This window comes from Nonomuraea sp. NPDC003201 (genome assembly GCF_053590415.1).
This window is the reverse complement of record NZ_JBSFTC010000001.1, coordinates 173,191-192,269: the sequence shown is the minus strand read 5'-3', so window position 1 is coordinate 192,269 and position 19,079 is coordinate 173,191. Positions and strand designations below refer to the sequence as shown.

Annotated in this window: 18 protein-coding genes and 1 riboswitch; of the genes, 14 read left to right on the top strand and 4 right to left on the bottom strand. The window is 67.9% G+C overall.

Annotated elements, in window-relative coordinates; translation table 11 throughout:
* Positions 1 to 783: a type III pantothenate kinase gene (locus ACWDX9_RS00915; RefSeq protein WP_364245461.1), complete on the top strand. Its 783-nt coding sequence runs from the start codon at positions 1 to 3 to the stop codon at positions 781 to 783.
* A 66-nt stretch (positions 784 to 849) separates the two neighbouring features.
* Here the strand turns inward: ACWDX9_RS00915 and ACWDX9_RS00910 are convergent, their stop codons facing one another.
* A complete protein-coding gene (locus ACWDX9_RS00910; protein WP_449947426.1) occupies positions 850 to 1,341 on the bottom strand; it encodes a hypothetical protein in 492 nt (163 codons plus the stop codon).
* A gap of 146 nt (positions 1,342 to 1,487) precedes the next feature.
* Between ACWDX9_RS00910 and lysX the strand changes: the two genes are divergently transcribed.
* The 3 genes from lysX to ACWDX9_RS00895 all read left to right on the top strand — a co-directional run bounded on the left by lysX (position 1,488) and on the right by ACWDX9_RS00895 (position 4,310).
* Entirely contained in the window at positions 1,488 to 2,969 is a 1,482-nt protein-coding gene (gene lysX / locus ACWDX9_RS00905; RefSeq protein WP_449947423.1) for a bifunctional lysylphosphatidylglycerol synthetase/lysine--tRNA ligase LysX, read from the top strand.
* An 84-nt stretch (positions 2,970 to 3,053) separates the two neighbouring features.
* Complete coding sequence (locus ACWDX9_RS00900; RefSeq protein WP_449947420.1) at positions 3,054 to 3,455, top strand: winged helix-turn-helix transcriptional regulator; 402 nt, start codon at positions 3,054 to 3,056, stop codon at positions 3,453 to 3,455.
* Between the two features lie 642 nt (positions 3,456 to 4,097).
* Positions 4,098 to 4,310, top strand: a complete 213-nt coding sequence (locus ACWDX9_RS00895) for a LuxR C-terminal-related transcriptional regulator (protein WP_043615366.1) — start codon at positions 4,098 to 4,100, stop codon at positions 4,308 to 4,310.
* A gap of 26 nt (positions 4,311 to 4,336) precedes the next feature.
* Here the strand turns inward: ACWDX9_RS00895 and ACWDX9_RS00890 are convergent, their stop codons facing one another.
* Positions 4,337 to 5,287 carry a C40 family peptidase gene (locus tag ACWDX9_RS00890; protein WP_449947417.1) on the bottom strand — a complete coding sequence of 317 codons (951 nt, stop codon included), beginning with the start codon at positions 5,285 to 5,287 and terminating at the stop codon, positions 4,337 to 4,339.
* Positions 5,288 to 5,382: 95 nt separating this feature from the next.
* Positions 5,383 to 5,531: riboswitch (cyclic di-AMP (ydaO/yuaA leader) on the bottom strand.
* A 276-nt stretch (positions 5,532 to 5,807) separates the two neighbouring features.
* Here ACWDX9_RS00890 and ACWDX9_RS00885 point away from each other — a divergent pair.
* The 6 genes from ACWDX9_RS00885 to ACWDX9_RS00860 all read left to right on the top strand — a co-directional run bounded on the left by ACWDX9_RS00885 (position 5,808) and on the right by ACWDX9_RS00860 (position 14,499).
* Complete coding sequence (locus tag ACWDX9_RS00885) at positions 5,808 to 6,377, top strand: amino-acid N-acetyltransferase (protein WP_449947414.1); 570 nt, start codon at positions 5,808 to 5,810, stop codon at positions 6,375 to 6,377.
* Positions 6,378 to 6,462: 85 nt separating this feature from the next.
* A complete protein-coding gene (locus ACWDX9_RS00880) occupies positions 6,463 to 7,848 on the top strand; it encodes an RDD family protein (RefSeq protein WP_449947411.1) in 1,386 nt (461 codons plus the stop codon).
* 110 nt (positions 7,849 to 7,958) lie between these two features.
* Positions 7,959 to 8,447, top strand: a complete 489-nt coding sequence (locus ACWDX9_RS00875; protein ID WP_363977735.1) for an RDD family protein — start codon at positions 7,959 to 7,961, stop codon at positions 8,445 to 8,447.
* A 516-nt stretch (positions 8,448 to 8,963) separates the two neighbouring features.
* Positions 8,964 to 9,296: a histone-like nucleoid-structuring protein Lsr2 gene (locus ACWDX9_RS00870; RefSeq protein WP_319714331.1), complete on the top strand. Its 333-nt coding sequence runs from the start codon at positions 8,964 to 8,966 to the stop codon at positions 9,294 to 9,296.
* Positions 9,297 to 10,379: 1,083 nt separating this feature from the next.
* On the top strand, positions 10,380 to 12,881 hold the full coding sequence (locus tag ACWDX9_RS00865) for an ATP-dependent Clp protease ATP-binding subunit (RefSeq protein ID WP_350723733.1): 2,502 nt from the start codon (positions 10,380 to 10,382) through the stop codon (positions 12,879 to 12,881).
* Between the two features lie 679 nt (positions 12,882 to 13,560).
* The gene (locus ACWDX9_RS00860; RefSeq protein ID WP_355193579.1) at positions 13,561 to 14,499 is read left to right on the top strand and encodes a TIM barrel protein; all 939 of its coding nucleotides are present in this window, start codon (positions 13,561 to 13,563) and stop codon (positions 14,497 to 14,499) included.
* A gap of 485 nt (positions 14,500 to 14,984) precedes the next feature.
* Here the strand turns inward: ACWDX9_RS00860 and ACWDX9_RS00855 are convergent, their stop codons facing one another.
* Positions 14,985 to 15,449 carry a MarR family winged helix-turn-helix transcriptional regulator gene (locus tag ACWDX9_RS00855; RefSeq protein ID WP_449947408.1) on the bottom strand — a complete coding sequence of 155 codons (465 nt, stop codon included), beginning with the start codon at positions 15,447 to 15,449 and terminating at the stop codon, positions 14,985 to 14,987.
* Positions 15,450 to 15,509: 60 nt separating this feature from the next.
* On the opposite strand from ACWDX9_RS00855, the gene ACWDX9_RS00850 reads away from it, so the two are divergent.
* The gene (locus tag ACWDX9_RS00850) at positions 15,510 to 15,929 is read left to right on the top strand and encodes a cupin domain-containing protein (RefSeq protein ID WP_449947405.1); all 420 of its coding nucleotides are present in this window, start codon (positions 15,510 to 15,512) and stop codon (positions 15,927 to 15,929) included.
* Here the strand turns inward: ACWDX9_RS00850 and ACWDX9_RS00845 are convergent.
* Entirely contained in the window at positions 15,922 to 16,803 is an 882-nt protein-coding gene (locus ACWDX9_RS00845) for an A/G-specific adenine glycosylase (protein ID WP_449947403.1), read from the bottom strand. The two genes, ACWDX9_RS00850 and ACWDX9_RS00845, sit on opposite strands and share 8 nt — an antisense overlap.
* 79 nt (positions 16,804 to 16,882) lie before the next feature.
* Here ACWDX9_RS00845 and ACWDX9_RS00840 point away from each other — a divergent pair, with 79 nt between their 5' ends.
* The 3 genes from ACWDX9_RS00840 (at position 16,883) to ACWDX9_RS00830 (ending at position 19,045) form a co-directional block, all read left to right on the top strand.
* Complete coding sequence (locus ACWDX9_RS00840; RefSeq protein WP_449947400.1) at positions 16,883 to 17,557, top strand: hypothetical protein; 675 nt, start codon at positions 16,883 to 16,885, stop codon at positions 17,555 to 17,557.
* A gap of 87 nt (positions 17,558 to 17,644) precedes the next feature.
* Positions 17,645 to 18,160: a hypothetical protein gene (locus ACWDX9_RS00835; protein WP_449947398.1), complete on the top strand. Its 516-nt coding sequence runs from the start codon at positions 17,645 to 17,647 to the stop codon at positions 18,158 to 18,160.
* 120 nt (positions 18,161 to 18,280) lie between these two features.
* Positions 18,281 to 19,045 carry a MerR family transcriptional regulator gene (locus ACWDX9_RS00830; protein WP_449947395.1) on the top strand — a complete coding sequence of 255 codons (765 nt, stop codon included), beginning with the start codon at positions 18,281 to 18,283 and terminating at the stop codon, positions 19,043 to 19,045.
* The last annotated feature ends 34 nt before the right edge of the window (positions 19,046 to 19,079 follow it).

Genomic DNA, 19,079 nt, shown 5'->3' with positions numbered 1-19,079 from the left:
ATGCTGCTCACGATCGACGTCGGCAACACGCACACCGTGCTCGGGCTGTTCGAGGGCGAGGACGTCATCGAGCATTGGCGGCTGGCCACCGACGCCCGCCGCACCGCCGACGAGATCGCCGTCGTCCTCCAGGGGCTGCTGGCACAGTCGCCGCTGCTCAAAGGGGCCGACATTGACGGCATCGCCATCTGTTCGACCGTTCCGAGCGTGCTCAACGAGATGCGTGAGATGTGCCGCCGCTACTACGGCGACGTGACGGCGGTGATCGTGGAGCCGGGCATCCGCACCGGGGTGCCCGTACGCATGGACAACCCCAAAGAGGTCGGCAGCGACCGCATCGTGAACGCGCTGGCGGCCATCGACCAGTACGGCGGCCCCTGCGTCATCGTCGACTTCGGCACCGCGACCTCGTTCGACGCGGTGTCGGCCAAGGGTGAGTACGTCGGCGCGGTGACCGCTCCCGGCATCGAGATCTCGGTCGACGCGCTGGCCGCCGCCGGAGCCCAGCTGCACAAGGTGGAGCTGGTCAGGCCGCGCTCGGTGATCGCCAAGAACACCGTGGAGGCCCTGCAGGCCGGCATCATCTACGGCTTCGCGGGCCAGGTGGACGGGATCGTGGAGCGGATGGCGGCCGAGCTGGCCGACGACCCCGACGAGGTGACGGTGGTGGCCACGGGCGGGCACGCGGCGCTGGTGGTGGGCGAGTCACGCTCCATCGACGTGCACGAGCCGTGGCTGACGCTCATGGGCCTGCGCCTGATCTACAAGCGGAACACGGCCTGAGCCTCAACAGGAAAAAGCGGCCTCCCGCCCGGGTGGGAGGCCGCTCGCACGTCCGGGGACTACTCGTCACTCGCTCTCGGCGGTGTAGATGTAGCTCCAGGGGCCGCACTTCGTGGGGTAGTTGCTGTACTGGCCGATCTGGCAGACCTTCACCCGCACGCTGAAGACGTCGTTCTCCGAGAAGGTGAACTTCTTGTAGCCGGGGAAGCCGCAGTACTTCTTGGAGTAGACCGGCGACCAGTCGTGGTCGAAGTCGCTGGCCTCGAACTTCACGAATGCGCACTTGCCGCCCTCGTCCTCGTCGCGGTTGTCCAGGTCGTAGAGCCGGCCCTTGACGGTGACCTCGTTCGACTCGCCGTCCTCGTCCCAGCTGACGCCGATCCAGCCCTGCGACTTCGCGAGGCTGTTCTTGGCGTAGACGGGGCCCCAGTAGTCGGAGTAGTCGTCGTCGTGGCTCGGGGCGCCGGCCGTGGCGGCGTAGGCGGCGGAAGGCAGCGACAGGGCCAGAGCGCTGGTGGCGGCGACGGCGAGGAAGCCTGTCGCGATCTTCTTCAACATCTTCTCTCCTTGAGCTCCCCTTGGACCGGCTCCCTACCGGTTCCCCCCTGAGCTCGTGAGACATTGATAGAAGAGGGCTCTTGCAGCGGTCCTGCAGCGTGCCGACGAACCCTTGCAGGTCGCCATATCCCCTACCCTTTGTTCTTGTGAGCGACGAACTTCCCGAGCAGATGCGCATCCGGAGGGAGAAGCTCGACCGCCTTCGCAGCGAAGGCGTCGACCCTTACCCGGTGAATTTCCCCCGTACGGCCACCAACGCCGAGGTCCGGGAGAAATACCAGGGCCTGGAGGCCGACACCGCCACCGGCGACACGGTCGCGGTCGCGGGGCGCGTCATGCTCAACCGCGTGGGCGGCAAGCTCTGCTTCGCCACGCTCCGCGACGGCGGCGCCGACCTCCAGGTCATGATCTCGCTCGACAAGGTGGGCGAGGACTCGCTGGCCGCGTGGAAGCGCGACGTCGACCTGGGCGACCACGTGGGCGTGACCGGCGAGGTCATCACCTCGCGGCGCGGCGAGCTGTCCATCCTCGCCGACAGCTGGCAGATCACCGCCAAGTGCCTGCGTCCGCTGCCGGAGAAGCACGTCGGGCTCACCGACCCGGAGGCGCGCGTCCGCCAGCGCTACGTCGACCTCATCGTCAACGACGAGTCGCGGAAGATGGCCCGCCTGCGCAGCGCCACGGTGCGCGCGGTGCGCGACTTCTGGCACGAGGAGGGCTACCTCGAGGTCGAGACGCCCATGCTGCAGCCCATCCACGGCGGCGCGGCGGCCCGGCCCTTCAAGACCCACATCAACGCCTACGACATGGAGCTCTACCTTCGCATCGCGATCGAGCTCTACCTCAAGCGGCTCGTGGTCGGGGGCATCGAGAAGGTCTTCGAGATCAACCGCAACTTCCGCAACGAAGGCGCCGACTCCACGCACAACCCCGAGTTCACGATGCTCGAGGCCTACGGCACCTACCTCGACTACAACGACATGGCCGACCTGACCCAGCGGATGTACCAGAAGGCCGTGGTGGCCGCCCTGGACACCACGGTGGTCGTCCACGACGGGGTGGAGGTCGACCTCGGGATCGCCCGGTGGCCGCGCATCACCCTGTACGGCGCGGTGTCGGAGGCCGTGGGCGAGGAGATCACCACCGCGACCGGCCTGGAGGAGCTCCGCAAGATCGCCGATCGGCGCGAGATCCACTGGGACCCGAAGTGGGGCCAGGGCAAGCTGGTGCAGGAGCTCTTCGAGGCCCTGGTGGAGCACAAGCTCGTCCAGCCCACGTTCGTGATGGACTACCCGCTGGAGACCTCGCCGCTGACCCGTCAGCACCGGGACAACCCGCTGCTGACCGAGAAGTGGGACCTGATCGGCTTCGGCACGGAGCTGGGCACGGCCTACTCCGAGCTGATCGACCCGATCGAGCAGCGCCGCCGCCTGGTGGAGCAGTCCCTCCTGGCCGCCGGGGGCGACCTCGAGGCGATGCAGCTGGACGAGGACTTCCTGCAGGCCCTCGAGTACGCGATGCCGCCCACGGGGGGCATGGGCGCGGGGATCGACCGGATGATCATGGCCTTCACCGGCAAGAACATCCGCGAGACCATCCTGTTCCCGCTGGTCAAGCCCACCCACTGAGCCGCGTCCTGCCGCCGTCGTGGAGCGCCCGCCCCGGGCGCTCTACCCTCTCCTGGTAAGCAGCGATCGGGAAGGGGTGCGCGGATGGCCACGAAGACGGCGGCGGAGCAGCGGGACGAGGCCAGGCAGGTCTTCGACGCGTACTTCGCCGAGTGCCCCTCCAGGAAGCTGCTCGGCACCCTCAGCGACAAATGGGTCACCCTCCTGCTGACCGCGCTGTCGCAGGGCCCGCGCCGCTACAGCGACCTGTCCCGGCGCATCGCGGGCGTCAGCCAGAAGATGCTCACGCAGACCCTGCGCGGCCTGGAGCGTGACGGCCTGGTCTCGCGCACGCTCACCCCTTCTGTGCCGGTACGGGTGGACTACACGCTCACCCCGCTGGGCGAGAGCCTGATGCCGTTGGTGGCCGCGATCAAGAGCTGGGCCGAGGCGCACATGGAGGACGTCGAGGCCGCCAGGGACCGCTACGACACCGCCGGCGCCTGAGCGATCACCGCCGTCGCGAATCCGGCTTCCGGACCGGCCGGTTTCCGATCCGAAGCCGCTTGTAAGCATCGCGTCAAGGTCGCGGAGGCGCGGGTCAGGGAGCGTCCGCGGTGCCCCGGCCACCCCTGTGATCCCGCTGGGCACGCGCACCCGGAAACGAGGCCGCCCGGCCCGGCGGTCAGAGCAGGACGCCCGCCACGCGGCGGGCCGCCGACCTGCACCCGTGGCGGCAATTGCCATAGCGGATTGATCCAATTGCCTTAATCAACTGCCTGACCTGGGTTGTCGGATCGGGTGGGAGCGCAGTACAAAGCGAGCGATTGGTGGCTTGCCGTGGGCCGGAAAGATCGCGCCACGGACGCGTGTCCCGCGATAACGCGGGTATCGATCATGCGGAATATCCATGGCGAACTGATCGAAAACTGGAACGCTGGTCAGGGCCATTCCGGAAGCCCCAATGTGATCACTCTACGTTCTGACATATCGCGAGTGCGTCATATATAGCGGATCATGTCAATAGCGCTCGTCAAGTGCGGCGATTGTCATGCTTGACGACCTTTCCACGATGCGTTTACCGTCTGCGAGGAGCGGCTTTGGCCCGTCTGTGAGGTCCAAGTTCTGCTGTTGGGGGGAGGGCTCCCGATGGATGTGCTCACTGAAGGCGTTGAGCTCAGCCATGCTGATTTGGCGCTGCTGGCGGAGTTGGCCAAGGGAGTCACGGTCGATCGGGTTGGGCGGCGGCTGGATATCAGCGGGCGCACGGTACGACGAAGATTGCGCGGCATCTGCGACCGCATAGGCGTGGCCACGGCCATCGAGGCCGTGGCCTGGGCAGCCCGCCGCCAGCTGATCTAGCCGCGGCGGACCGCCGGGGTGCGGGCTCAGTCGGCGATGCGCACCGCGCCGGCGAACGGCCGCCTCGCGATCGACGCGATCCGTACGACGTCACCTGTCTGCGGGGCGTGCACCATCATGCCGCCGCCGATGTAGATGCCCACGTGGTGCAGGTCGCTGTAGAAGAACACCAGGTCGCCCGGCCGGAGTTCCTCGCGCGAGACGTGCCGGCCGGCCGTCCACTGGTCGCCGGTGTAGTGCGGCAGCGAGATGCCCACCCGCTGGAACGCCGCCATGACGAGCCCGGAGCAGTCGTACGAGCCGGGACCCTCGGCGCCCCAGACGTACGGCTTGAGCTGCTGCGTGAGCGCCCAGCGCGCGGCCTCCGCGGCCTTGCCCGAGCCCGGGATCGGCAGGTTGACGCGCACGGCCCGCGTGCCGGGCCGCCCGGCCTCGCCCAGGGCCCGGCTGAACAGGCTGCTCTCGACCTTCGTCACCAGCTTGGTGATCTTGCTGCGCTTGGCCTCGAGGTCCGTGACGAGCTTCTGGACCTCGTCGATGCGGGCCGTGGCGCTCTCCTTGGCGCGGGTGGCCGTGTCCATCGCCTTGGTGAGCTGGTTGATCTCCTCGCCCTGCTCGGTCTGCAGCGCGTACGAGGTCGCCGCGCGGTTGAGGAAGCCCTCGGGGTCGTCGGAGGTGGCGAAGGCGAGGGTCTTCAGGCCGCCGGTGATGTAGGCGTTCTGGGCCAGCGCGACAGCCTTCGAGCGCTTGGCGGCGAGATCCGTCTCGCTGCTCGTCAGCGTCTTCTCCGCGGCCTCGGCGGCCTTCTTGGCGGTCTTGAGCTTCTCCCGCTGGCCGTTGTACTGCTCGGTCAGCGTCTCGATGTCGGTGTGCAGCTTCGTGGCCTGGTCGGCGAGCTCTTTCAGCGAGGGCTCGGGATCCGCGGACGCCGAACCGACGGGGATGGCGAACAGCAGCGCGGCGACTGTGAGACTCACCACACCTACGCGGCGTGCTCGCCGGGCCCGTTCCGGAGGGCGGGCGTGCTTGCCCGCCGACTTCCCCCCACCGCTGAGCGTGGGCTTCACCAACCAGCTCCTCTCGTCGACGCCTACCGGGTTAGCTGACGGGTTCGGGCCGGAGCAGCCCTACCGAAAGACTCGGATTCACCCCGTGGTGGCGTCGGAGGTCGCCACCGGCGGTTCCCCGGCTTCTCTTGCGAGAATTGGGCGTGCCTCCCGCGCGACACGCGGGAAACATTGTCGCTGGACACTAATGCACTCCGGGTTCGTGCTCAACCAGAACTGCCAAGTCTGTAGAGGTTTCACAACCGAAGGGTCACAAGGTGATCTCGTGGGCACCCGTGCAGAAGAGGCCCTACGCCCTATTTGTCCGCGCTTTCGGCGGGCGCGAGCTGGCCGCGCGGTCCCGTGCCGATCTGACCACGAGATGTAACAAGATGGGCCGAGACATGGGAGTTAGGGCTGAGCCGTAATGAGATCTGTACCCTGGAGAACCATGGAGCAGGTGGCCGAGCTGACAGTGCCCGAGACCGCGGTGGTGGTCCGGCGTGCCCGCACGCCCGATGTGCGCATGGTCAGACGCCTGGTGGACACCTACGCGGGGGCGGGGCCGCGGCTCCTGGAGAAGGCCACGGTGACCCTGTACGAGGACGTACAGGAGTTCTGGGTGGCCGAGCGAGGCGGACAGGTCGTCGGCTGCGGCGCGCTCCACGTGCTCTGGGAGGACCTCGCCGAGGTCCGCACGGTGGCGGTGGATCCCGAGTGCCGGGGGATGGGCGTCGGCCACCGGATCGTCTCCGCGCTGATCCAGCAGGCTAAGGATTTGAGTCTGCGACGTGTATTCTGTCTTACTTTTGAGGTCGACTTCTTCGCGCGACTCGGGTTCCGCCCGATTCAGGGCACACCGGTCTCACCTGAGGTCTACGCCGAACTGCTGGCCTCGTACGACGAGGGTGTTGCCGAGTTTTTGGATCTTGAACACGTCAAGCCGAACACGCTGGGAAACACCCGCATGCTGCTCCACCTGACATCGGGTGACGTGGACCTTGACCAGATGGAAAGGTGATTGTTGATACCTATGTCGATACGTTGGGCAGCACAGGCATGTGTCCTGACACGTGCCACATGCGCACTCGAAGCGAGGTGACACGGTGAGCACCGGACAGCCGCCGTATCCACAGGACGAATCCGGAGACAACTCTGCGCCTCCCTATTACGGGCAGCAGAACCAGGGCCGCCACCCCGGCGAGCCCGACCCGGACGCGACTGTGATCGGCTACCGGGCGGACGACGCCTATGGGCAGCAGCCCCCGTACGGTCAGCAGGGCTATGGCCAGCAACAGCAGTACGGACAGCAACAGCAGTACGGTCAGCAGCAACCCCAGTACGGACAGCAGCAGTACGGCCAGCAACCCCAGTACGGCCAGCAGCAGCAGTCCCAGCCTGACTACGGCCAGCAGGCCCAGTCCCAGCAGGGCTACGGGCAGCAGGGCTACGGCCAGCAGCAGTCCCAGCCGGACTACGGCCAGCAGCAGTACGGCCAGCAGGGCTATGGCCAGCAGCCGCAGTCTGGTCAGCAGGGCTACGGCCAGCAGTACGGCCAGCAGCAGCAGTCCCAGCCCGGCTACGGCCAGCAGGCCCAGTCCCAGCCGGGTTACGGGCAGCAGCCGCAGTCGGGTCAGCAGGGCTACGGCCAGCAGTACGGCCAGCAACCCCAGTCGCAGCCCGACTACGGCCAGCAGCAGTACGGGCAGCAGCAGCAGTCCCAGCCTGACTACGGCCAGCAGCAGTACGGGCAGCAGCCCCAGTCGCAGCCCGACTACGGCCAGCAGCAGTACGGCCAGCAGGGCTACGGCCAGCAGCAGCAGTCCCAGCCCGGCTACGCACAGCAGGGCTACGGCGACCAGCAGTACGGCCAGCAGCAGTACGGGCAGCAGGGTTACGGGCAGGCGCAGCAGTACGGCCAGCCCGGCTACGGCCAGGCCTACGGCCAGCCCGGGCCCGTGGGCGTGCAGCCGCCCGGCGCGCCGGCACCGCTGGCGGAGTGGTGGCAGCGCCTGGTGGCGAGGCTCATCGACGGAGTCATCCTCTTCATCGTGAACCTCGTCGTCAGCGGCATCCTGACGGCGCTGCTCGTGGCCAGCTACGTCTCGAGCAGCGGCAGCAGCAGCGGCTTCATGTCGAGCATTGTCGTGGGCATCCTGATATCGATCATCGTGACCGTCATATGGGTCCTCTACGACTTCTTCCTGCTGAAGGCGAAGGGGCAGACCGTCGGCAAGATGGTCATGGGCATCAAGGTCGTTCCCGTGGGCCAGGGCATACCGCCTGGCGGCCTGCCGACCGATGTGGCGCTCAAGCGCGCCGGCATCACCTGGGGCGGCTATGTGCTCGGCGCCCTCCCGCTGAGCTTCATCGCCACGCTGCTCGCCTACGCGGCCGTGGGCGTCAACGGCGCCTCCCAGCTCTGGGACAAGCCGCTGCAGCAGACGTTCGCGGACAAGTTCTCCAACACCGTGGTGGTGAAGATCAAGTAGTCCAAGCGTCAGGTAAAAGCAGGGGCCGGCTTCGCGTCGGCCCCTGTTTTGTGTGCACAGGCCGTACCAAAATGGGGAACCTGAGCCGCTGATGACGCGAGGTGGGGGTTATGGCCGGGTCGCCGCCGCGGGCGGACGCGCCGCCCGCGGAATGGTGGGAACGGCTCGCCGCCCGGGCGATTGAGGCGTTCGTCTTCGGGGTGCTCTATTACATTCTGTTCATCGCGCTGTGGGGCGTCTTCCGGACTGTAGGGATGCTGGAGGCGTTCGAGGGCCGGCTGCCCGGTGTGTTCGCGTGGCTGGCGGCGGGGCTGGCTTATACCGGCTACGACTGGTGGGCCCATTACCGGCGCGGCAGGACGTTCGGCAAGGCGATCATGGGGATTCGCCTGGCGCCGCCCCACGTGGCCTCCAGGGCGCTGCTCAAACGGGCTCTGGTCTATCCGGGCCCCGTCATGCTGATGGGCATTCCCGTGGCCAATCTGGTGGCCGGAATGCTCCTGTTCTGCGTGGGGCTGCTCATCCTGATCGACAAGCCCCTGGAACGCGGGCCGCATGACAGACTGGCCGGAACGCGTGTGGTAAAAGATCTTCGCTGACCCATCCCGTGCCTGGCAGGAAGCCAATTCCAAAAATTTTCTCTTGATCCGGTAAGGAGCCTGGAGAGACTGGCATTAGGCTATGGGGCATCCGGGTCGCCGGATGTTGGTGCCCTGCGAGGCGCAGGGCATCTGTGCGCCGCTATGGTCGGGTGCGAACGGTAGTCACCTGGCGCGTCGTGAGGGCCGCAACGCCCCTCCTGGGCGCGCTCCCATCCGCATAATGCGCCCCTGAAACCCCGCAAGCCGTGGAGGCGAGGACGAATGGAAGCCCTAACAGACGTATTGTCAGCGCTCATCCCCCCGGTGGTGGTCGGGGGCGCCTTCATCTTTGGCGTAGTGAAGTTGGTCCGGTCCGAGGCCCTGGGAGGCCGCCGAAACCGCGAGGATCCGGTCGACGGGCAGAACTGATCGGCCAGTCAGCCGAATCCCCGCTGCGCTGAATTGTCTCCACGCCTTTCCGGGTATATGTTTGGGCAGGCGAATGAAACAATGCTCCGCGAAAGGATTGCGTAGATGGCCAAGCAGATCCAGGAGATTCTCATCGATGACCTCGATGGGGGCGAGGCCAATGAGACGGTCAGCTTCGCTATTGACGGCTCGTCCTATGAGATTGACCTCAGCGACCTTAACGCGAAGAAGCTGAGGGACGCGCTCACGCCTTTCGTGCAGCATGCGCGCAGGGCAGGCGCCGTCACCGCACGTCGCCGCGGTCGCGGCGGCAGCAGGGCGATGAGCCGCGAGAAGAGCTCGGAGATCCGGCAGTGGGCCAAGGCTCACGGCCTGCCGGTCAGCGAGCGCGGGCGGATCGCCTCCACGGTCGTCGAGAAGTACGAAGCGGCCCACTGAGCAAGCCGACGATCGACCATGCGCTTATGCCGTTCGCCTAGGACCCCGGCGGCCGCCATAAGCGCATGATCGTTATCCGGGGCCGGAACTCGAAAGCCGGACGCCCGGACTTGATCTTCCATGTGCACATATGCGGGCGTTTTGGCTGCGTGTTCGGCTTCGCCCGTGGCGCTGTTTCACCGGCGGTCGTCCACATATGTGGTGGCGTCGGAGTCGCGCGCCGAAAGCCGTGTGGGGCGGCCATACCTCATTCAACGTACGCTCGCGTCCGTACGTCATGAGCGATCTCCGCGCTCATGGAACGCGCCATGACGGAAAACCCGGCGCCGTATAGCCCGGAAGCGATCTACGGGGCGGCGGCGGGTGTATACGGGCGATCTCACTGAGCGTAAACCCGCGACCGGCGCGAAGGTAAAGCGTGCCGGGCGGGATGCGTGGCGGCGGGCAATACCGCGGGCGCCGGGATCCCCGCCGGCGGGCAAAACCCGCGAACCCGAGCAGGGCTCGGACAATCCCCGTTCCCCGGCATCTACACACAATGCCGTGCCTTCTCAACTGCGCGGAAGTGCCGCGAATCCGGGGCATCGAGCGAGACGTGGTCTCATCATGCGAGATGAAGTTGGTAACCGGGCTGACCGGATGCAAGATTCCCTTGGTGTGCCGCCCGTGCGGCGTTGTGCTCAGGGCGTAGAGCGGTCGTTTGGACGGCGGCCCTCCGCTACGTAGGATGATTAGGTAACGATACGGACGCGGCATCTGAGATGTGCGGGCGAAGTGGCGCCCCAACGCTGACTCCGCCCCAGCGCGTCCGATGGCCGATCCGTGTGTACCGCGTGCGCCGCAGAGGGCAATTTTTTGACGCTTCCGCGAAGCGTCCTAAACATCGTTCGCTTGCGGCGTATCGGGAACACGTCACCCCCGAACAGTAGTTGGATGGAGGGTGAACGCCCTGCTCTCGGGGAACGTCTCTGCTATAGAGCGTGTCAGTGGCAGTGGGCACGGTTCGCCGAGCCAGGGCTAGCATGCGGGATGACGGGCCCGGATTTACCGGACCTGACTGACCGCTCTGTGAGGAGCGACGAGATGTTCGAGAGGTTCACCGACCGAGCGAGGCGTGTTGTCGTCTTGGCCCAAGAAGAGGCCAGGATGCTCAACCACAACTACATCGGCACTGAGCACATACTTCTTGGTTTGATCCACGAAGGTGAGGGCGTGGCCGCCAAGGCTCTGGAGAGCCTCGGGATCAGCCTTGAGGGTGTGCGCCAGCAGGTCGAGGAGATCATCGGCCAGGGCCAGTCGGCTCCGTCGGGGCACATTCCGTTCACCCCGCGGGCCAAGAAGGTCCTCGAGCTGTCGCTCCGTGAGGCTTTGCAGCTGGGCCACAACTACATCGGCACCGAGCACATCCTGCTCGGGCTCATCCGCGAGGGTGAGGGTGTGGCCGCCCAGGTGCTGGTCAAGCTTGGGGCTGATCTCAACCGTGTCCGGCAGCAGGTCATCCAGTTGCTCCACGGTTACCAGGGCAAGGAGCCGGCCGCGGCAGGCGGCCCGCAGGAGTCGGCCCCGTCGACCTCTTTGGTGCTCGACCAGTTCGGCCGCAACCTGACCCAGGCGGCCCGCGAGGGCAAGCTGGATCCGGTCATCGGCCGCGAGAAGGAGATCGAGCGGGTCATGCAGGTCCTCTCCCGGAGGACCAAGAACAACCCGGTGCTCATCGGCGAGCCCGGCGTCGGCAAGACCGCCGTCGTCGAGGGCCTGTCGCAGAAGATCGTCAGGGGCGAGGTGCCCGAGACGCTGAAGGACAAGCAGCTCTACACGCTTGACCTCGGCGCCCTGGTCGCCGGCTCCCGCTACCGCGGTGACTTCGAGGAGCGCCTGAAGAAGGTGCTCAAGGAGATCCGCACGCGCGGCGACATCATCCTGTTCATCGACGAGCTGCACACGCTCGTCGGCGCGGGCGCCGCGGAGGGCGCGATCGACGCGGCCAGCATCCTCAAGCCCATGCTGGCGCGCGGCGAGCTGCAGACGATCGGCGCGACCACGCTCGACGAGTACCGCAAGTACCTCGAGAAGGACGCGGCGCTGGAGCGCCGGTTCCAGCCGATCCAGGTGGCCGAGCCCTCGCTCAGCCACACGATCGAGATCCTCAAGGGTCTGCGCGACCGCTACGAGGCGCACCACCGCGTGTCCATCACCGACGACGCGCTGGTGGCCGCCGCGCAGCTGGCCGACCGCTACATCAGCGACCGCTACCTTCCCGACAAGGCCATCGACCTCATCGACGAGGCCGGTTCCCGGATGCGCATCCGCAGGATGACCGCTCCGCCGGACCTGCGCGAGTACGACGAGAAGATCGCCAACGTCCGCCGCGACAAGGAGTCCGCGATCGACGCGCAGGACTTCGAGAAGGCGGCTGCCCTCCGTGACCAGGAGAAGCAGCTCCAGCTCAAGCGCGAGCGGCGGGAGAAGGAGTGGAAGGCCGGCGACATGGACGTCGTGGCCGAGGTCACTCAGGAGCTCATCGCCGAGGTCCTGGCGACCGCCACCGGCATCCCGGTCTTCAAGCTGACCGAGGAGGAGTCGCAGCGCCTGCTCCGCATGGAGGACGAGCTCCACAAGCGGATCATCGGCCAGGACGACGCCATCAAGGGCCTGTCGCGCTCCATCCGGCGCACCCGCGCCGGTCTGAAGGACCCGCGCCGTCCCGGTGGCTCGTTCATCTTCGCGGGCCCCTCCGGTGTCGGTAAGACCGAGCTGTCCAAGGCTCTGGCGGAGTTCCTCTTCGGCGACGAAGACGCTCTCATCAGCCTGGACATGTCGGAGTTCATGGAGAAGCACACCGTCTCCAGGCTGTTCGGCTCGCCTCCCGGCTACGTCGGCTACGAGGAGGGCGGCCAGCTCACCGAGAAGGTGCGGCGCAAGCCGTTCTCCGTGGTCCTCTTCGACGAGATCGAGAAGGCCCACCCCGACATCTTCAACTCGCTGCTGCAGATCCTGGAAGACGGTCGCCTGACCGACGCCCAGGGCCGCGTGGTCGACTTCAAGAACACGGTCATCATCATGACCACCAACCTCGGCACCCGCGACATCTCCAAGGGCATCGGGGTCGGGTTCGCGAAGTCGAACGACGCCGACTCCAACTACGACCGGATGAAGTCCAAGGTGCAGGAGGAGCTCAAGCAGCACTTCCGGCCCGAGTTCCTCAACCGTGTCGACGACATCGTGGTCTTCCACCAGCTCACGCCGAAGGAGATCATCCAGATCGTGGATCTGATGCTCGCCCAGGTGGACGCTCGGCTCAAGGACCGCGACATGGGGCTCGACGTCTCGCCCGAGGCCAAGCAGCTGCTGGCCGACCGGGGCTACGACCCGGTCATGGGCGCCCGTCCGCTGCGCCGGACGATCCAGCGCGAGCTCGAAGACTCGCTGTCGGAGAAGATCCTGTACGGCGAGCTCCGGCCGGGGCAGGTCGTCAAGGTGACCATCGAGGGTGAAGGCGACAACGCCAAGTTCATCTTCAAGGGCGAGTCCGCCTCCAAGGTCCCCGACTCGGCCGCCGCCATCGCGGCTCCGATCCAGCACTGACGGATCCCGAAAACCCCCGTGTGAATCCCTTCACACGGGGTTTTCCATTTCCGCCTCCTGCGCCCCACGCCTCGGGGGTGGCCCTCGCGTCCGTCACGGGGTGAGCGACCGTGCTCCGGCCGCCGGGGTGCTGCTGATCGTGACCCCCGCCGCGCCACGGACTCGCCGCTGGGCTGGTGCCCGACTGTGGTACGCACCGCGGACTCGCCGCTGGGGTGGTGCCCGACCGTGGCACTCACCGCGCCACGCTCCACGCCGGTGGGGTGGTGTCGGCAGTGGTTCTTGGCTCGTCGCGCATTCCACCGCTGGGGTGCGGCCTCGACTCTTGCCTCATCGCGCACCCGTCGCTCGAGCGATGCCGATGCCGCTCCTTCGATGCTGCACCCGTCCGGGGCCGTGGCGTGGCGGGTTGTGAGGTGGGCACAGTCGGTCGTTGCGTAATTGTTGGGATACCGGGTGTGCCGCCACCGCGAGTAGTACTACACTGCGTAGAGCACCGCCAAGTCGCATCCAAGCGAATCACAAGATCGTGTTCCTAGGCTGAGGCCTGCTCCTTGGGGAGTAGCGCGAAATCAACTCGGGGCGGACGCGTGACCACCGAACGAGCAGCCATGCTCTCAAGGGTCAGCATCGTCCAGGGCGGGCGACGGAACACAAGAGCAAGCCGTGGAGGAAACCGATGCGCCTGCGTCACAATGACGGAACGCTCGTTCACCTCGCCTACAACGCGGGAATCCACCCTGCCGAGGACCTCGAGAACCTGATCGCCCACCTGACCCGCTACGCGGTTCCGGTGCGCAAGCGGCTGGGCGTGGAGCGGATGGGCATCGGGTTGTGGCTCTCGCCGAGCGTCGCCGACCACCTCACGGCCGACCGTATCGAGCTCGTACGGCTGCGCCGCTCCCTGGAGGAGCGCGGCCTGGAGGTCGTGAGCCTCAATGGCACCGGCGGCCGTAACCAGGAGGTCCCCGGCCCCGACTGGGCCAAGCCCGAGCGCTACCGCTACACCATGGCCCTGGCCAAGATCCTGGCGTTCTTGCTGCCGGAGGACGTGCGGTTCGGGAGCATCTCGACGATCCCGATCGGGTGGCGCCGCGACTGGCCCGCCGACCTGCACTCGATCGCCACCCGCCGGCTGGAGCGCCTGGCGCGCGAGCTGCGCGGCATCTACAGCGTGACGGGGAAGACCATCAGGGTCGGGTTCGAGCCGTGGCCCGGGTGCGTGCTGGAGACCACCGAGCAGGCCCTTGAGCGGGTCGGCGGCATCGACTCCGAGCACCTGGGCGTGTGCCTGGACGCCTGCCACCTCGCCTGCGGAGCCGAGGAGCCGGGCGCGGCCCTGAAGGGGCTGGCTGCGGCCGGCTCGCCGGTGGTCAAGCTGGGGCACGTGCACAACCACACGGGGGAGACGCCGAGCACGGGGGCCGTACTGCATGACACGCTGATGGCCATGCTGTCGGGCGCGGTGAGCGGCAGCGCGCACATCGAGGTCGAGACGCACAACCTGACCGTGCCGGGGCGCGCCAAGGGGCCGGGTGCCCTGGTGTCGCTGCTGGCCGAAGAGCTGGCCTGGGCCCGTACGAACCTGACCAGCCTGGGCCTCCAGCTGGCCGCCTGAGCACGGCCTGCCTGAGCATCGCCCGGGCCGAGCGCTGCCCGGGCCGAGCGTTGCCTGGGCCGAGCACTGTTCGGGCTGAGTGCTGCCGGGCCAAGCGTTGCCCGGGCTGAGCACCGTCCGCCCGGGCAGGCCATCGCCCGCCCAAACACCCTCCGTCTGGGCGCCTCCCGCCCAAGCGCCTCCCGCCCAAGCGCCTCCCGCCCAGCGTCGCCCGCCCAGCGTCGCCCGACTGGGCGTAGCCCGTCTCAGCGCCGCGCCTGAGCGCCCGCCGTCTGCGTCCGGCGCCTACACCCGGCGCCTGCACCCGGTGCCTACGCCCGGCGCCTGGGCGGCGTCCACCTGAGCCCTGCCCCCAGCGGCGTCGAATGAGCCCGGGCGGGGTCCGTACGACAGCGGTCGAGCCCGTCGGAGGCAGCGGGCGTCGCAGGGCAGTCTCCGACCGGCGCGGGTCGCGGGGCTGACGCGTCGACTGGGGCGGGGGCGCGTCACAGGCTGCCGAACCAGCCCGGGGTGTCGAGGCGCCAGAGGTTGGCCGGGGTCATCCTGCGCAGGTCCGATTCCAGGGCCTGTAGGCGGTCCTCTCCGAGTTCGGCGGCCCAGCGGGCGCGCAGTGTGTCGAAGATGCGGGCCGACCGGTCCAGAGCGTCTATCCCGTACGAAGTGAGCCGGACGATCTTGCGTCTGGTGTCGTGGGGGTCGGCGGTCCGTTCCACGTAGCCGATGCGTTCCAGGGTGTCGATGGTCTTGCCCGCCGCCTGTTTGGACACCCCGAGCGTGCGGCCCAGTTCGACGGCCGTGGTGCCGTTCGGGCCGATCGCCTGCATGACGAACCCGTGCATGGGCCGTATGGCCGGATGCCCCTGCCGGGCGAGCTCGGCGTGGAGCTCGTCGATCAGCACCCTGAACGCGAGCAGCAGGCGCAGCGGAAGTTCGAAGCCTGGACTTGACATGATAGACAACCTGGTTAACTATATAGACAACGTAGTTGCCTATCTTAAAGGAGTTCATCGATGTCTGTTGTCATGGCCGCCGATTCCCGGAAGACCGAGACGCCCAACGGCGTCATGACCACCCTCGCCTCCCCGACCCAGGGCGGGGCGGTGGGGCAGGCCATGTGGCGGGTGGACGCCAAGCCGGGCATGGTCGGGCCGGTGCACGCGTTCGACGTCGAGCTGGTGTGGACCTGGCTCGACGGGTCCGCCGTCGTCGAGCTGGGCGGCGAGCGGTTCGAGGTGGGTCCGGGAGACACCATGGTGCTTCCGGCCGACGTGAGCCGCCAGATGTTCGCGGGCCAGGAGCGCGGGTTCGTGTCCATCGTGGTCGCCCCCGCCGGGGCGCGGGCCTACAACCCGAGCGGGGTGTCGGAGCCGGACGCCTGCGACCTCGCGCCCAAGGACGTGGAGCGCATCGTGCCGCTCTGGGTCAGGTAGTCGCGTGGGGGAGGCGGTAGGTGCCGTCGTCCAGGTGCTCGGCCAGGCCGTCGGTGATCAGGCCGTCGAGGGCGCGCTCGCGCTGGACGGCGTCGTCCCACACCACGTCCAGCGCCGCCTTGGGGACGGGGCCGTGGGCCTTCCGCAGCACCTCCAGCAGGCGGCCCCGGCACTGCCGGTCGGTGCCCGCGTACGTCTGGCCCTTGCGCGCGGGGCCGGCGTGCGGCGGCTTGCCCGCCAGACGCCAGGCGCACACCTGGCTGATCGGGCAGTCGGCGCAGCGCGGGGCGCGGGCCGTGCAGACGAGGGCGCCCAGCTCCATCACGGCCACGCCCCAGCGGGGCGCGCCCAACTCGGGCAGGAGGGTCTCCGCCAGCCGCCGCTCGGACGCTGAGGTGGCCGTGGGAGGGTATTCCTCCGCGCGTACCGCCCTGGCGAAGACCCGCCGGACATTGGTGTCCAGGACGGCGTGGCGGCCGCCGTAGGCGAAGCTGGCGACCGCGGCGGCGGTGTATTCGCCGATGCCGGGCAGGGAGAGCAGGGTGTCGTGATCGGACGGGACCTCGCCGCCGTGCTCGTCGGTGATGGCCCTGGCGCAGGCGTGCAGGCGCAGCGCCCGGCGCGGGTAACCGAGCCGCCCCCAATGGCGTACGGCCTCTCCCGGCTGCTCGGCGGCCAGCGCCCCGGGGGTGGGCCAGCGCTCCATCCACTCGTGCCAGATGGGCAGCACGCGTACGACCGGGGTCTGCTGGAGCATGATCTCGCTCACCAGCACACCCCACGGGGTGGCGTCGGCGGCGCGCCACGGGAGGTCTCGGGCGTTGTCCTCGTACCAGTCCAGAACGGGGATGTGCAGGAGGTTCGGCTCAACCACGGGGTCAAGCGTATTCGGAGAAGAGGGCCCCTCGGCGTGTCGTCACTCGTTGTAGCCGCATGGCTACCATCCTGTGCCTATGGATCCGGATACTATGCGCGGCGACGGCGGTGACGTCTACTGGCGGCGCCGGATGAGCGTGCTGGTGGCGGTGCTCGTCGTGGTGGCCGTCGTGGCGTGGGCGTGTTCCAGCGGGGGCAGCGGGCCGGAACGCACATCCAGCGCGAAATCGTCACCGAGTGCGACCCCCGCCGTCGATCCCCTGCTGGCGGGCCTGCGTACGCTCGCGATGGGCACGGCCAGCCCGTCCCCGTCCCCCTCCGCCCCCAGGCCGACTCCCCCGGCGCTCCCCAGGCACCCCGGCGACCCCTGCACCGAACAGGACCTGGTGCTCAGCATGCAGGGCGGCAGGGAGCCGATCTACACGGGCGAGAGCCAGCCCACGTTCCTGGTCACCCTGGTGAACACGGGCTCCGTGATGTGCACCGCCGACGTGGGGCCGCGCGCCATGGAGATCCGCATCACCTCGGGGGCCGACCGCATCTGGTCCACCGCCGACTGCGTCAGCGGGGCGGGCTCGGAGGTCAAGGAACTGCAGCGCGGGGTGCCGTACGTCCGGTCCCTGGTGTGGAACCGGCACCGCTCCAGCACCGACTGCCGCTCCACCCCGGCCGCCGCGCTGCCCGGCACGTACGTGGCCACCGTGCGCATGGGCCAGCTCCGCACCGTCAAGGGCGTCTTCCACCTCCGCTGAGGAGCCTGCGCATATGTCGTGATTTCTCCATCCGTGATCTGGACTCACAGTAGAGTGACCCGTTCATGTGATCATGGAGGAGTCGTTATGAGGCAGACGATTGGCCGTTCGGTTCTGGTGGTGGCGCTGGCGGCGGGCCTGGTGCCGGTCGGCGTCGCATCCTCGGCGTCCGCCGCCGTGCAGAGGCCGGCCTTCGGGCCCCTCGGGTACGGCAACCTGAAGCTCGGGATGACCGCCGCGAAGGCCAGGGCCACCGGGAGGATCGTCCGCAAGCCCGACGGAGACTCCGCCAGGTGCACGACGTATGACCTCAAGGAGAGCCGGTACAACGAGTACCGCGTGGGGATGTACATCTCGAAGAAGCTGGGCGTGGCCGTGATCGTCGCGCCCCCCGGCGCCAGGACCCCCAAGGGCATCGGCATCGGCTCCACCAGCACGCAGCTCAAGGCCGCCTATCCCAATCTGAGGCGCGGCCCGGGAGGCTACCCGGCTGCCACCGTGCCGGGCAACAGGAAGGCGTACTACCTCTTCAACGAGCGCAAGGGAGAAGTGGTCGAGATGAGCCTGGTGCTGACCAAGCAGGACTGCCTCAGGGTCAACTAGTACTCCGGTGTGACTTCGTGATCTGTGCCGCATCGCGCAACGTTGGTCGGAACCTGTGGCGCGGGCGACGAAGCCCAGCGGGCTTGCACCTCACGCGACGTCAGGAAGCATCGTAGATGCATGAGCATCGACCAGACATGGAAGGTCGGAACGCTCGCTGAAGCGAGCGGGCTGACTGTTCGTACCCTGCATCACTGGGACCAGATCGGGCTTCTCAGTCCGTCCAGGCGTACGGCCGCCGGACACCGCGAGTACACCGAGCAGGATGTGATCCGCCTGTATCAGGTACTCGCGCTGCGTCGTCTCGGGCTGGGGCTGGAGAGCATCGCCACGTGCCTGGACGTCGGAGTCGACCCGGTTCGGCTGGTGAGCGAGCACCTGGCCGGCGTCGAAGCCTCCATCGCATCCCTGGAAGCCCTGAGGCAACGGCTGGCCCACATCCACGGCGAGCTGGTCTCCGACCGAGCACCGGAGATCTCCTCCTTGATCGGCGCGCTCCAGACGATGGGCGGCGCGGGACCGGAGAGCAAGCAGGCGCTGCGGCGCCACCTCGACAACGACCAGATACGGACTCTGCATGACCGGGTGGCAGGGCTGGGTCCCGCCGCCCACTACCTGCTGGAGGTCGAATGGCCGGAGCTGTACCGCAGGGCCGAGGCGCTGCGTACCGCCGGGGTAGAGCCGGCAGCACCCCAGGTGAGGAAGCTGGTGGAACGCATGGATGAGCTGGGCTCGCTGTTCACCGGGGGTGACAGCGGCGTCTCGGCCGCGGTGCGGTCCGCCTGGCAGCACGAGCCGGCCGCGATGTCCGGCGACCCGACGGCTCCGGCCGGCGCCTGGCACGACCTGACCGCCTACCTCGAACGCGCCCGCTCCACCGCGTGACCGCTCATTCCGGTAGTCCTTGCCCCGTTCGGTC

Excerpts from the sequence above, each read along its gene's own strand:
- ACWDX9_RS00885 (WP_449947414.1), top strand. The coding sequence starts at position 5,808 with ATGGAGCAGGTGGCCGAGCTGACAGTGCCCGAGACCGCGGTGGTGGTC.
- ACWDX9_RS00895 (WP_043615366.1), top strand. The coding sequence starts at position 4,098 with ATGGATGTGCTCACTGAAGGCGTTGAGCTCAGCCATGCTGATTTGGCG.
- ACWDX9_RS00910 (WP_449947426.1), bottom strand. The coding sequence starts at position 1,341 with ATGTTGAAGAAGATCGCGACAGGCTTCCTCGCCGTCGCCGCCACCAGC.
- ACWDX9_RS00865 (WP_350723733.1), top strand. The coding sequence starts at position 10,380 with ATGTTCGAGAGGTTCACCGACCGAGCGAGGCGTGTTGTCGTCTTGGCC.
- ACWDX9_RS00860 (WP_355193579.1), top strand. The coding sequence starts at position 13,561 with ATGCGCCTGCGTCACAATGACGGAACGCTCGTTCACCTCGCCTACAAC.
- ACWDX9_RS00900 (WP_449947420.1), top strand. The coding sequence starts at position 3,054 with ATGGCCACGAAGACGGCGGCGGAGCAGCGGGACGAGGCCAGGCAGGTC.
- ACWDX9_RS00840 (WP_449947400.1), top strand. The coding sequence starts at position 16,883 with ATGGATCCGGATACTATGCGCGGCGACGGCGGTGACGTCTACTGGCGG.
- ACWDX9_RS00830 (WP_449947395.1), top strand. The coding sequence starts at position 18,281 with ATGAGCATCGACCAGACATGGAAGGTCGGAACGCTCGCTGAAGCGAGC.
- ACWDX9_RS00870 (WP_319714331.1), top strand. The coding sequence starts at position 8,964 with ATGGCCAAGCAGATCCAGGAGATTCTCATCGATGACCTCGATGGGGGC.
- ACWDX9_RS00835 (WP_449947398.1), top strand. The coding sequence starts at position 17,645 with ATGAGGCAGACGATTGGCCGTTCGGTTCTGGTGGTGGCGCTGGCGGCG.
- ACWDX9_RS00850 (WP_449947405.1), top strand. The coding sequence starts at position 15,510 with ATGTCTGTTGTCATGGCCGCCGATTCCCGGAAGACCGAGACGCCCAAC.
- ACWDX9_RS00855 (WP_449947408.1), bottom strand. The coding sequence starts at position 15,449 with ATGTCAAGTCCAGGCTTCGAACTTCCGCTGCGCCTGCTGCTCGCGTTC.
- ACWDX9_RS00915 (WP_364245461.1), top strand. The coding sequence starts at position 1 with ATGCTGCTCACGATCGACGTCGGCAACACGCACACCGTGCTCGGGCTG.
- ACWDX9_RS00875 (WP_363977735.1), top strand. The coding sequence starts at position 7,959 with ATGGCCGGGTCGCCGCCGCGGGCGGACGCGCCGCCCGCGGAATGGTGG.